The following is a 337-nucleotide window of genomic DNA, read 5'->3' on the forward strand; positions in this document are numbered from 1 at the left end:
CCCTCTGCCTTGATATTTGATGGACGGGGCGGCTTCGTATTTGGAAAACTACCGTCTGTCACATTTCCTGCATCCGGCTTCCGCTCCCATGTGCCACGGTTGTTATCAATTATTTTTTGCAGTTGCTTTACTCGATCATCGCCCTGTAAGGCTGACAAGAACTGCCCGATCTCAACGACACATGTATTTTCAGGATCAGTGATGTCATATTCCATTGAGATGATGCGCTGTGATGTTTCAATAGGAATAGCAAAATTACGGTCAATAGCAATGGTTGTATCTCCAAGATCAACATGTTCGTGCTCATACCCCTCAACGCCTTCAAGCAGCTTCACTG

Annotated in this window: 1 pseudogene; it reads right to left on the bottom strand. The window is 45.7% G+C overall.

The features are described 5' to 3' along the window. Window positions 1-337 (bottom strand): annotated as a pseudogene (locus SB775_RS28185) (hypothetical protein); the annotation flags it as partial.

The sequence above is a fragment of the Peribacillus sp. SIMBA_075 genome (assembly GCF_046534585.1).